This window comes from Hymenobacter daeguensis, from assembly GCF_054780555.1.
Window position 1 is genome coordinate 21,172 of record NZ_BAAGWC010000010.1, and the last position, 13,036, is coordinate 34,207.

10 protein-coding genes are annotated in these 13,036 nt (G+C 56.8%); all 10 read left to right on the top strand.

Features of this window, described 5'->3' with window-relative positions:
• The first annotated feature begins 16 nt into the window (after positions 1 to 16).
• Entirely contained in the window at positions 17 to 715 is a 699-nt protein-coding gene (rplA, locus tag ACYVHT_RS12605; RefSeq protein WP_460552066.1) for a 50S ribosomal protein L1, read from the top strand.
• A gap of 15 nt (positions 716 to 730) precedes the next feature.
• Positions 731 to 1,279, top strand: a complete 549-nt coding sequence (rplJ, locus tag ACYVHT_RS12610; protein ID WP_460552069.1) for a 50S ribosomal protein L10 — start codon at positions 731 to 733, stop codon at positions 1,277 to 1,279.
• A gap of 64 nt (positions 1,280 to 1,343) precedes the next feature.
• Positions 1,344 to 1,724: a ribosomal protein bL12 gene (gene rplL / locus ACYVHT_RS12615; RefSeq protein ID WP_460552072.1), complete on the top strand. Its 381-nt coding sequence runs from the start codon at positions 1,344 to 1,346 to the stop codon at positions 1,722 to 1,724.
• Between the two features lie 267 nt (positions 1,725 to 1,991).
• A complete protein-coding gene (gene rpoB, locus ACYVHT_RS12620) occupies positions 1,992 to 5,861 on the top strand; it encodes a DNA-directed RNA polymerase subunit beta (RefSeq protein ID WP_460552376.1) in 3,870 nt (1,289 codons plus the stop codon).
• A 403-nt stretch (positions 5,862 to 6,264) separates the two neighbouring features.
• Positions 6,265 to 10,617 (top strand): DNA-directed RNA polymerase subunit beta', encoded by a 4,353-nt coding sequence (gene rpoC, locus ACYVHT_RS12625; RefSeq protein WP_460552075.1) that lies wholly within the window; start codon positions 6,265 to 6,267, stop codon positions 10,615 to 10,617.
• Between the two features lie 333 nt (positions 10,618 to 10,950).
• The gene (locus tag ACYVHT_RS12630; protein ID WP_046245258.1) at positions 10,951 to 11,274 is read left to right on the top strand and encodes a DUF3467 domain-containing protein; all 324 of its coding nucleotides are present in this window, start codon (positions 10,951 to 10,953) and stop codon (positions 11,272 to 11,274) included.
• Between the two features lie 34 nt (positions 11,275 to 11,308).
• The gene (locus ACYVHT_RS12635; protein ID WP_460552078.1) at positions 11,309 to 11,542 is read left to right on the top strand and encodes a hypothetical protein; all 234 of its coding nucleotides are present in this window, start codon (positions 11,309 to 11,311) and stop codon (positions 11,540 to 11,542) included.
• A 2-nt stretch (positions 11,543 to 11,544) separates the two neighbouring features.
• Positions 11,545 to 11,811, top strand: coding sequence for a type II toxin-antitoxin system YoeB family toxin (locus ACYVHT_RS12640; protein ID WP_460552081.1), 267 nt, complete (start codon positions 11,545 to 11,547; stop codon positions 11,809 to 11,811).
• Between the two features lie 183 nt (positions 11,812 to 11,994).
• Complete coding sequence (rpsL, locus tag ACYVHT_RS12645) at positions 11,995 to 12,423, top strand: 30S ribosomal protein S12 (RefSeq protein WP_460552084.1); 429 nt, start codon at positions 11,995 to 11,997, stop codon at positions 12,421 to 12,423.
• Between the two features lie 103 nt (positions 12,424 to 12,526).
• A complete protein-coding gene (gene rpsG / locus ACYVHT_RS12650) occupies positions 12,527 to 12,994 on the top strand; it encodes a 30S ribosomal protein S7 (RefSeq protein WP_035567919.1) in 468 nt (155 codons plus the stop codon).
• Positions 12,995 to 13,036: the final 42 nt, after the last annotated feature.

Below are 13,036 nucleotides of genomic sequence, written 5' to 3' on the forward strand. Positions count from 1 at the left end.
ACGGAGAAAAGAACAGATGGCACAAGTAAGCAAAAAGCGCAAGGAAGCCCTTGCCAAACACGACCTGACGCAAGTGCGCAGCCTCGTGGAAGCCGCAATCGTGGTGAAGGACATTACCTACACCAAATTTGATGCTTCGGTAGATATCGACGTTCGCCTCGGCGTGGACCCCCGCAAAGCGGACCAGATGGTTCGTGGCGTGGCCACCCTGCCCCACGGCACCGGCAAAACCGTTCGCGTGCTGGCCCTGGTTACTCCCGACAAGGAGGCCGAAGCCCTCGCCGCTGGCGCCGACTTCGTGGGTCTGGACGACTATATCTCGAAAATCGAGAAAGGCTGGACCGACATCGACGTCATCATCACCATGCCCGCCGTAATGGCTAAGGTAGGTCGTCTGGGCCGTGTGCTCGGTCCCCGTGGTCTGATGCCGAACCCGAAGTCGGGCACCGTAACGACCGACGTCGCCAAGGCGGTGCAGGAAGTGAAAGCTGGTAAAATCGACTTCAAAGTTGACAAAACCGGCATCATCCACTGCTCGGTTGGTAAAGTATCGTTCGACCCGAAAATGCTGGCCGAAAACGCCCTGGAAGTAATCCAGACGCTGGGTCGCCTGAAGCCTTCGTCGTCGAAGGGCACGTACATCAAGAGCATCACGCTCTCGAGCACGATGTCGCCTGCCGTTCCGGTAGACAGCCAAGTAAATTCCGCTAACTAATTAAATCAACCAAACATGACCCGGGAAGAAAAACAAGCCCTCGTGGATGAGTTGAGCGGAAAGATGCAATCGCACAACTCGTTCTACATCGTCGATGCTTCGGTGATGTCGGTAGCGAAAATCAACGACTTCCGTCGTCTGGCGTTCAACCGCGGCCTGGAGTACAAGGTGTACAAAAACACCTTCATCCGCAAGGCGCTGGATACGCTCGGCCACGACACGTCGGAGATGGACGCCGCGCTGAAAGGCCAGTCGGGCGTACTGTTCTCTACGGAGAGCGGCTCGGCTCCGGCCAAAATGCTGCGCGACTTCTACAAGTCGCAGGCATACCCCCGCGGTGTTGAGCCCAAGCCCGTGCTGAAAGGTGCTTACGTAGATGCCAGCATCTACCTCGGCGCCAACCAGCTCGAAGGCCTGACCACCATCAAAGGCAAACAGGAACTGCTCGGTGAACTCATCGGCCTGCTCCAGTCGCCCGCCAAAAATGTTATCTCTGCTCTGTCGAGCGGCGGCAACAAGCTGGCTGGCATCCTCAAAACCCTCAGCGAAAAAGAGGCTGCTTAAGCCCGCTGCTTTTTCGCACTCCAATCAAATTTTCAACAACACTTTTTTTTAACAATCTACAGAAATGGCAGATTTGAAAGCATTCGCTGAGCAGCTCGTAAACCTGACGGTGAAAGAAGTAAACGAATTGGCAGGCATCCTGAAGGACGAGTACGGCATCGAGCCGGCTGCTGCTGCTCCCGTAATGGTAGCTGGTGGCGGTGGCGCTGCTGCTGAAGAGGCTCCCGAGGAGAAGACGTCGTTCGACGTTATCCTGAAGGCTGCCGGCGGCCAGAAACTGGCTGTTGTGAAGCTGGTGAAAGACCTGACCGGTCTGGGCCTGAAAGAAGCCAAAGAACTGGTTGACGGTGCTCCCAAGCCCCTGAAAGAAGGTGTAGCTAAAGACGAGGCTGAGTCGCTGAAGAAGCAGCTCGAGGAAGCCGGTGCTGAAGTAGAAGTTAAGTAGTTTCTGCTCCTGAAGCATCTCCGGACCCGCTTCGAATAAGGATTAGACCTGGCAACTTAGCCAGGTCTTTTCCTGTTTGTAGCGTGTCAACCGCGCGAGCTATTCGGTTCGCGCTTTTGCTATGTCAGCTAACCATCTTGTTGCAGAGGTGGTTAGGGAGTGCACCGCACCGCTGACGGGCCGCCACCCCGGCTTCCTTCATTACGCTTCTGTGTCCATCTTTTAATCCCCATCGCATTGGCTACACCGAAAGCAAAGACGGCCGCCCTGAAGAAAACGGCCGCCGAGCGAATCAATTTCGCCAAGATTAAGAAGGTTATCGAGTACCCGGACTTCCTGGACGTGCAAGTGCGCTCGTTCCAGGAATTCTTTCAGTTGGAAACCGCTGCCGAGCGTCGTTCTAACGAAGGATTGTTCAAAGTGTTCGCCGAGAACTTCCCGATTTCGGACTCGCGCGAAAACTTCGTGCTCAACTTTATCGATTACCACGTCGACCCGCCGAAATATTCGGTTGACGAGTGCATCGACCGTGGTTTGACTTATTCGGTTCCGCTGAAGGCCAAGCTGCGTTTGATTTGCAATGATAAGGACAACGAGGACTTCGAAACGATTGAGCAGGAGGTGTTCCTCGGGAACATCCCATACATGACCGTGAAGGGCTCGTTCGTTATCAACGGCGCCGAGCGTGTTATCGTATCGCAGCTGCACCGCTCGCCGGGCGTATTCTTCGCTCAGAGCAAGCACACGAACGGCACCAAGCTGTATTCGGCCCGTATTATTCCGTTCAAAGGCTCGTGGATTGAATTTGCCACGGACGTGAACAACGTGATGTACGCGTACATCGACCGGAAGAAGAAATTCCCGGTGACGACGCTGCTTCGCGCCATCGGCTACGGCACCGACAAAGACATCCTCGACCTGTTCGGGCTGTCGGAAGAGGTGAAGGCCGATAAGAAGAACCTCAAGAAAGTAGTGGGCCGCAAGCTGGCTGCCCGGGTGCTGCGCACCTGGACGGAAGACTTCGTGGACGAGGACACCGGCGAAGTGGTATCCATCGACCGCAACGAAGTGTTGCTGGAGCGCGATGCCACGATTGAGGACGCTGACATCGACGTGATTCTGGAGGCCGGCGCCAAGTCGGTAATTCTGCACCGTGAGAACGTGAACATTGCGGACTTCGCAATTATCTACAACACGCTGCAGAAGGACAACTCCAACTCGGAGAAGGAAGCCGTGGAGCAGATTTACCGCCAGCTCCGGAATACGGAAGCTCCGGATGAAGAAACTGCTCGCGACATCATCCAAAAGCTGTTCTTTTCGGACAAGCGCTACGACCTCGGGGAAGTGGGCCGCTACCGGATTAACAAGAAGCTGCAGATTGACATGGCGCAAGAGTCGCGGGTGCTGACCAATGAGGACATCGTCCTCATCGTGAAGTACCTGATTGGCTTGATTAACTCGAAGGCCATTGTCGATGACATTGACCACTTGAGCAACCGCCGTGTACGCACCGTGGGCGAGCAGCTTTACGCCCAGTTCGGCGTGGGCCTGGCCCGGATGGCGCGTACCATCAAGGAGCGCATGAACGTGCGCGACAACGAGGATTTTAAACCGGTTGACCTGATTAACGCCCGTACCCTATCGAGCGTGATTAATTCGTTCTTCGGTACGAACCAGCTGTCGCAGTTCATGGACCAAACCAACCCGCTGGCTGAGGTGACGCATAAGCGCCGCGTATCGGCACTCGGGCCGGGAGGTCTGTCGCGTGAGCGCGCTGGTTTCGAAGTACGTGACGTTCACTACACCCACTACGGCCGTCTGTGCACCATCGAAACCCCGGAAGGCCCGAACATCGGTCTGATTTCGTCGCTGTGCGTGCACGCTCGCGTGAATGCCATGGGCTTCATCGAGACGCCTTACCGCGACGTGAAGGCCGGCAAGGTGGACATGAGCGAGAACGTGAAGTTCCTGACCGCTGAGGAAGAAGACACGCACCACATCGCCCAGGCCAACTCGCTGCTGGACGACAATGGCAAACTGACCCAGGAGCTGGTGAAAGGCCGTTTCGAAGGCGACTTCCCTGTGGTAAGCCCCGAGGAGTACTCCTACATGGACGTGGCCCCAAACCAGATTGTATCGGTAGCCGCCTCGCTGATTCCGTTCCTGGAGCACGATGACGCCAACCGTGCGCTCATGGGCTCGAACATGCAGCGCCAGGCCGTGCCGCTGCTCCGTCCCGAGGCCCCGATTGTGGGCACGGGTCTGGAAGGCCGCATTGCCACCGACTCGCGCACGCTAATTATGGCCGAAGGCGAGGGCGTGATTGACTTCGTGGACGCTAATAAGATTGTCGTGAAGTACGACCTCTCGGAGGACGACATCATGGTGAGCTTTGATGCCGAGCGGATTACCTACGACCTCATCAAGTTCCGTCGCACTAACCAAGACACCTGCCTCAACCTGACGCCGCTCGTGAAGCGCGGCGAGCGGGTGACCAAAGGCCAGGCGCTTTGCGAAGGCTACGGCACCAACCAGGGCGAACTCGCCCTGGGCCGCAACATGCAGGTGGCTTTCATGCCGTGGCAGGGTTACAACTTCGAGGATGCCATCGTCATCTCGGAGCGTGTGGTGCGCGACGACATTTTCACCTCGATTCACATTGAGGAATTTGAGCTGGAAGTGCGCGAGACCAAGCGCGGCGAAGAAGAGCTGACCTCGGAGATTCCGAACGTAAGCGAAGAAGCCGTGCGCAACCTCGACGACAACGGCATCATCCGCCTTGGCGCCGAAGTGAAAGAAGGCGACATCCTGATTGGTAAAATCACGCCGAAAGGCGAGACGGACCCGACTCCGGAAGAGAAGCTGCTCCGCGCCATCTTTGGCGACAAGGCCGGCGATGTGAAGGATGCTTCCCTCAAAGCGCCGCCCTCCTTGCAGGGTGTGGTGATTGGTACCAAGCTCTTCTCGCGTCCGAAGAAAGACAAAAACCTCCGAGCCAAGTCGAAGAAGGAAGTGGAAGACCTTAAGTCGACCTACGCGCAGGAGCTGCGTGGCGTGAAAGCCATCATGATTGACAAGCTGGTGCAGTTGCTGGAAGGCAAAACGAGCCAGGGCATCAAGCACCGCTTCGGCGAGGAGATGATTGCCAAGGGCGTGAAGTTCAACCGCAAAAACATCACCGAAGGTCTTTTCCCCGAGAAGAACCCTTATAAGGACGAAAGCAACTACGCTGTTCCGGAAGAAGTAAACCTGTTCAAGGACCTGATTCTGGAAGGCTGGACGGCCGACGCCCGCGTGAATGGCCTGGTACTGGAACTGGTGCGTAACTACGCCAAGCGCCGCAACACCATCACCGCGAAGTTCAAGCGTCAGCGCTTCACTCTGGAAGTGGGCGACGAGCTGCCCGCCGGCATCGTACAGTTGGCCAAGGTTTACATCGCCAAGAAGCGCAAGCTGAAGGTGGGTGACAAAATGGCCGGCCGCCACGGTAACAAGGGGGTAGTAGCCCGCATCGTGCGCGATGAGGACATGCCCTTCCTGCCCGACGGCACGCCGATGGACATCGTGTTGAACCCGCTGGGTGTACCAAGCCGCATGAACATCGGTCAGATTTACGAGACCGTACTGGGCTGGGCTGGGCTGAAAATGGGTCGGACGTATTCGACTCCGATTTTCGACGGCGCTACCGAGGACGAAGTAGCTCGCGAGCTGACCGAGGCTGGCCTGCCCGACTGGGGTCGTGCGTACCTGCACGATGGCCTGACGGGCGACCGTTTCGACCAGCCGGTAACCGTGGGTGTGATTTACATGCTCAAGCTCGGTCACTTGGTTGACGACAAGATGCACGCTCGTTCCATCGGGCCGTACTCACTCATCACGCAGCAGCCGCTGGGTGGTAAGGCGCAGTTCGGTGGCCAGCGCTTCGGCGAGATGGAAGTGTGGGCGCTGGAGGCCTTCGGTGCTTCCAACGTGCTCCAGGAAATCCTGACCGTGAAATCGGATGACGTGGTGGGCCGCGCGAAAGCGTACGAAGCCATTGTAAAAGGTGACGTTCTGCCCAAGCCGAACATCCCCGAGTCGTTCAACGTGTTGCTCCACGAGCTCCGTGGTCTGGCACTCGAAATCACGATGGAATAGTGAATAATGGTTAGTGGTTAACGATTAGTGATTAATCGTTAACCACTAACTGTTAACCATTAGTCGACCTGCCGGCAGGCAACAGGAGGCGCTAACTGAGCGACTCTGGTAACGAAAGGTGAGAAAACGCTTCGGTGAAAGAGGAGCGGGGGCTGTTCCGAGATATGGTCAGTGCAGCATCAACCCCCCCAGTGAATCTTAATCGAAGGCCTTCCCATCGTTCCGCCCTGCCGTCGGATTTAAATTTTCGACCTTTTTCAAGTGCCTTTGCCCGACATACCTATCTGTTAAGCAAAGGCACTTTTTAAAGCGTCAACCTGTTTTGATTCTCTTGCGCCCTTCTGGCGAACGGCGAAGAATCAGGCAGCTCAAAGCCAACAGCTACTAGCTTAACCCCAATCAAATGGCTTTCGCAAAAAACAAGAAAGTAGTTCAGGACTTCTCCAAAGTTACCATCTCGCTGGCCTCGCCCGAAGCAATTCTGGAGCGCAGCACCGGCGAAGTGGTGAAGCCTGAAACCATCAACTACCGCACGTACAAGCCCGAAATGGGTGGCCTGTTCTGCGAGCGGATTTTCGGTCCTGTGAAGGACTGGGAATGCCACTGTGGTAAGTACAAGCGTATCCGCTACAAGGGCATTATCTGCGACCGTTGCGGCGTGGAGGTGACCGAGAAGAAGGTGCGTCGTGAGCGCATGGGCCACATCGAACTGGTGGTGCCCGTTGCCCACATCTGGTACTTCAAGTCGCTGCCCAACAAAATCGGCTACCTGCTGGGCTTGCCCACCAAGAAGCTCGACCAAATTATCTATTACGAGCGATACGTCGTTGTTCAGCCCGGTTCGCTGGCGGAAGAAGGCGTGCAAGTGCTCGACTTCCTCACCGAGGACGAATACCTGGACATCATCGACAAACTCCCCCGGGAGAACCAGATGCTGCCCAACGAGGACCCCAACAAGTTCATCGCCCGTATGGGGGCCGATGCCCTGCACATGCTGCTGGAGCGCATCAACCTGGACGAGCTGAGCTACTCGCTGCGTGACTCTGCCGCGCACGAAACTTCGCAGCAGCGTAAAGCTGAGGCGCTGAAGCGCCTGCGCGTAGTGGAAGCTTTCCGCGACGCCGCTACCCGCATCGAGAACAAGCCCGAGTGGATGGTAATCCGCATGGTGCCGGTGATTCCGCCGGAGCTGCGCCCGCTCGTGCCGTTGGACGGTGGCCGTTTCGCCACGTCCGACCTGAACGACCTGTACCGTCGCGTTATCATCCGCAACAACCGCCTCAAGCGTCTGATTGAAATCAAGGCGCCCGAGGTGATTCTGCGCAACGAGAAGCGCATGCTGCAGGAAGCCGTGGACTCGCTGTTCGACAACTCGCGTAAGGTGAACGCCGTGCGCGCCGAAGGCAACCGCGCCCTGAAGTCGCTGTCCGATATGCTGAAAGGCAAGCAGGGCCGCTTCCGTCAGAACCTGCTCGGTAAGCGGGTCGACTACTCGGGCCGTTCGGTAATCGTGGTAGGCCCCGAGCTGAAGCTGCACGAGTGCGGCCTGCCCAAGAACATGGCGGCCGAGCTGTTCAAGCCGTTCATCATCCGCAAGCTCATCGAGCGCGGCATTGTGAAGACGGTGAAGTCGGCCAAGAAAATTGTGGACCGCAAGGATGCCGTGGTGTGGGACATCCTGGAAAATGTGCTGAAAGGCCACCCGGTGCTCCTCAACCGGGCTCCTACGCTGCACCGCTTGGGTATCCAGGCATTCCAGCCGCGCCTCATCGAGGGCAAGGCTATCCAGCTGCACCCCCTCGTTTGTACGGCCTTCAACGCTGACTTTGACGGTGACCAGATGGCTGTGCACGTGCCCCTCGGCCCGGCCGCTATCCTGGAAGCTTCGATGCTCATGCTGGCGTCGCACAACATCCTGAACCCCGCCAACGGCGCGCCCATCGCGGTACCGTCGCAGGACATGGTTCTGGGTCTGTATTATGTGACCAAAGGCAAGCGCAGCACCGAGAACGAGAAGATTCTGGGCGAAGACCGGATGTTCTACTCGGACGAAGAAGTTGTTATCGCCATCAACGAAGGCCAGCTCTCGAAGCACGCCTTCATTAAGGTGCGTACCAAAGTGCGCGACGAAAACGACGACCTCGTAACCAAGGTGGTTGACACCGTGGCCGGCCGCGTGCTGTTCAACCAGCTCGTGCCCGAGGAAGTAGGCTTCGTGGACGAGCTGCTGACCAAGAAGAAGCTCCAGCAAATCATCTCGCTAGTGTTCAAGCGCACGGGCATGGCCCGCACCGCGCAGTTCCTCGATGACATCAAGACCCTCGGTTTCCAGTCGGCCTACAAAGGCGGTCTGAGCATGGGTCTGGGCGACATCAACATTCCGAAAGAGAAAGATGAGCTGGTGAAGCAGGCGCAAGCCGACGTAGCGGCCGTAACCCAGAACTACCAGATGGGTCTGATTACGGACAACGAGCGTTATAACCAAGTTATCGACATCTGGACGCGCATCAACAACCAGATTACGGAAACGTTGATGGGCCGTCTGGAGAAAGAAAACCAGGGCTTCAACTCTATCTACATGATGATGCACTCGGGGGCCCGCGGCTCGCGCGAGCAGATTCGTCAGCTGGGCGGGATGCGTGGTCTGATGGCCAAGCCCCAGAAGTCGCTGCAAGGCTCGATTGGCGAGATTATCGAAAACCCGATTCTGTCGAACTTCAAAGAAGGCCTCGACGTAATCGAGTACTTCATCTCGACGCACGGCGCCCGTAAGGGTCTGGCCGACACGGCTCTGAAGACGGCTGATGCCGGTTACCTGACCCGTCGTCTGGTAGACGTGTCGCAGGACGTGATTGTGAACGAGCAGGACTGCGGTACCCTCCGCGGCATCGAAACCTTCGCGTTGAAAGACAACGAGGACATCGTGGAGCCGCTGTCGGAGCGTATCCTCGGCCGTGTGACCGTTCACGACATCGTGGACCCCAACACCAACGAAGTGATTCTGGCCTCGGGCTCGGAAATCAAGGAAGACACGACCCGTCGTATCGACTTGGCCGGCATCGAGTCGGTGGAAATCCGTTCGGTGCTGACCTGCGAAAGCAAGCGCGGCATCTGCGCCAAGTGCTACGGCCGCAACCTGGCTTCGGGCCGCATGGTGCAGCGTGGCGAGGCCGTGGGTGTTATCGCCGCCCAGTCGATTGGTGAGCCCGGCACGCAGCTGACCCTGCGTACCTTCCACGTAGGTGGTACGGCTTCCAACATCGCCGTTGAATCGAGCATCAAAGCCAAATTCGCCGGTGTGGTGGAGTTCGAAGACGTTCGTACCGTGGCTACCACCGACGCCGAAGGGCGCAAGGGTGCCGTAGTAATGGGCCGCTCGGGCGAAATCCGCATCGTGGAGAAAGGCACCGGCCGCGTCTTCACGTCCAACCACGTTCCCTACGGCTCCTTCATGCTGGTAGAGGAAGGCCAGGAAGTGGAGAAAGGCACCGAGCTGAACACCTGGGACCCGTACAACGCCGTTATTCTGGCCGAGTTCGATGGTACCGTGCAGTTCGATGCCATCACGGAAGGCATCACCTACCGCGAGGAGTCGGACGAGCAGACCGGCCACCGCGAGAAGGTGATTATCGAATCGAAAGCCAAGGACCAGAACCCGTCCATCATCATTCGCCCCGGCAAGAAGGGCGATGTGGAAGGCCAGAAGGCGTACAGCATTCCGGTAGGCTCGCACCTGAACGTGGAGAACAACGATAAAATCTCGGCTGGTCACATCCTGGCCAAGATTCCGCGCTCGGTGGGCAAAACCCGCGACATCACCGGTGGTCTGCCGCGTGTGACCGAGCTTTTCGAAGCCCGGAACCCGTCGAACCCCGCCGTGGTATCGGAAATCGATGGCGTCGTAACCTACGGCACCGTGAAGCGTGGCAACCGTGAAATCTTCGTGGAGTCGAAAGACGGCGTGAAGAAAAAATACATGGTGCCGCTGTCGAAGCACATTTTGGTGCAGGACAACGACTTCATCCGCGCCGGCATGCCGCTGTCGGATGGTGCCATCACGCCTTCGGACATCCTGAGCATTCAGGGCCCCGGCGCCGTGCAGGAGTACCTCGTGAACGAGATTCAGGAAGTGTACCGCTTGCAGGGTGTGAAAATCAACGATAAGCACATCGAGGTAGTCGTTCGCCAGATGATGCAGAAAGTCGTGATTCTGGATGCCGGTGACACGTCGTTCCTCGAAAACCAGGTGATTGACAAAATCATCTTCATGGCCGAGAACGACATGATTATCGACATGAAAGTGGTGACCGAAGCCGGTGACTCGACCAACCTGAAGCCTGGTCAGATTGTGACGGCTCGTCGCCTCCGCGACGAGAACAGCAGCCTGAAACGCCGCGACCTTGCCCTCGTGCAAGTGCGCGACGCGCAGCCTTCGGTATCGCGTCCCACGCTGCAGGGCATCACGCAGGCCTCGCTGGGCACGGCCTCGTTCATTTCGGCTGCTTCCTTCCAGGAAACGACCAAAGTGTTGAGCGAAGCCGCCATCCGCGGTAAGGCCGACCAGCTGTTGGGCCTGAAGGAGAACGTAATCGTTGGTCACCTCATCCCGGCCGGTACTGGCTTGCGCGAGTACACGCGTCAGGTAGTAGGCTCGAAAGAGGAGATGGAAGCTGCCCAAGCCGCCCAAGCGGCCGAAGCGGCCGTTCCCGCCAAGCGCCCCAGCCGTGCTGGCAAGCGCGAAGTGTCGGCTGAGTAATCCGCCGTAGGTTTGTAATGGAAAAGCCGACTGGGGTATCCCGGTCGGCTTTTTCTGTTTTACTTCTATACATGAAATGTGTCTGGTGGCTAAACTTCGCATTTAGAGTACTAATAAGCATTGCCGTACTAACAGGCAGCGCAATGCTAGCCTATATATCGGGACGCTATTTGCTCGCAATTCCATTTGCATACTTTGCTTTTCTAGAAAAAATGTGGCCACAGGTGTTTATGTTCATCTGGTTCCTCTTCTTACTCGTCTTAAGCCTGTTCTTTGCCTACGCCGCAGTTCGTTCAGTATTGAATGAATGGCAATCAAAATCTGAACTCTGATATGCAACCAACCGACCAAAACCCGGACCCCAACGCCATCAACATTGAGCTTTCCGAAGCCATGGCCGAGGGCGAATACGCCAACCTCGCCATGATTGCGCATAGCAACAGCGAGTTCGTAATTGACTTCATCCGCATGATGCCTGGCCTGCCCAAGGCCAAGGTGAAAGCGCGCATCGTCGTCACGCCCGAGCACGCCAAGCGCCTCCTGCAAGCCCTCACCGAGAACATCGAGCGGTTTGAAGCCGCTTTCGGCACCATCAAGATGCAGAGCGAAGCCCCGAGCTACCCGATGAACTTCGGCGGCGCGGTAGGGGAGGCGTAGGGAATTTCTCCGCAGCTTTTTATCTTTACTAGCTATGGAAATTGTCTTCGACGTACCCGCTGACCGCGTTGCTTTCATGCTCGAAATGTTGAGCAGCATCAACTACGTCAAAAACCCCCGGCCTCGCCGCGTCCGCAAATCGGCAGAAGTGAAGAGGCAGGACACGACGGAGTATCTGTTGTCTTCGGAGGCCAATGCGGAGAGCTTGCGTCGTTCGATTGCCCAACTGCGGCGTGGTGAAGTTGTGCAGGTTGAAATCGCAGACTAAGCATGAACGTTGTTTCATTCTCGGTTGAGGCACTCGGTCATTACCAATACTGGCAAGAGACAGACAAAGCAATTCTGCGTAAAATCAACCAGCTTTTGAAGGAATGCTTGCGCACGCCATTTGCCGGAACAGGCAAACCGGAACCGCTAAAAGGTGAACTGTCCGGCTTCTGGTCGCGCCGCATCAATCACGAACACCGTTTGGTGTACGAAGCCAAAGGAGATACACTGTTCATTATTGCGTGCCGGTATCACTACGGAAAGCGGTAAGCTGAACCAGACGCTCTAGCTGCGAAAGCGCCTCCATTTTCCAGTGGAGGCGCTTTCGTTTTTAGGCCAAAACCCGCACTCCTAAAATTAACATCTTCACGCTGTTTGCTATTGCGCCGGAATACTCTTACCTTTGCAAGCCAAATTTTAGGGGCAAACGGCTCCAAACAAACCATTCGCTAAATGCCAACCATTAACCAACTCGTACGGAAAGGCCGTGAGGCTTTGACTACCAAGTCGAAGTCGCCCGCTCTTGATTCGTGCCCGCAGCGTCGGGGCGTGTGCACCCGTGTGTACACCACCACGCCTAAGAAGCCGAACTCGGCTATGCGCAAAGTGGCCCGTGTGCGCCTTACCAACGGTAAGGAAGTAAACGCATACATCCCCGGTGAAGGCCACAACCTCCAGGAACACAGCATCGTGCTGATTCGTGGTGGCCGGGTAAAAGACCTGCCAGGCGTTCGCTACCACATCATCCGTGGCGCCTTGGACACCGCCGGTGTTAACGGCCGCACGCAGCGTCGCTCGAAGTACGGCGCCAAGCGTCCGAAGCCAGGTCAGGTGGCCGCAACGGGCAAAGGTGGCAAACCCGCACCCGGTAAGAAGAAATAATTATTAGGGGCTTGGGGTCTTGGGGACTTAGGGACTTGGTTTTCGAACCCGGTTCAACACTAAGTCCCCAAGACCCTAAGACCCCAAGTCCCTAACATCAATCATGAGAAAGTCAAAACCGAAGAAGCGCATCTTGCTGCCGGACCCTAAGTACAAGGAGACGCTGGTAACCCGCTTTGTGAACTACATGATGTACGACGGCAAGAAAAACCTGGCGTACACCATCTTCTACGACGCCTGCGACCTCGTGGAGCAGCGCACCAAGGAGAGCGGCCTCGAAATGTGGCGCAAAGCGTTGAACAACGTGATGCCCACCGTGGAAGTGAAAAGCCGCCGCGTAGGTGGTGCCACCTTCCAAGTGCCGATTGAAGTGCGCGCCGACCGCCGCATTTCGGTAGGTGCCAAATGGATGATTCAGTACGCCCGTCGTCGTGGTGAGAAAACCATGAAGGACAAGCTGGCTGGCGAAATCATCGCCGCTGCCAAAGGCGAAGGTGCTGCCGTCAAGAAAAAGGACGACACCCACCGCATGGCCGAGGCCAACAAGGCCTTCTCGCACTTCCGTTTCTAAACGGTGAATGAGTGAATGAGTGAATGAGTGATTTGCCCCTAA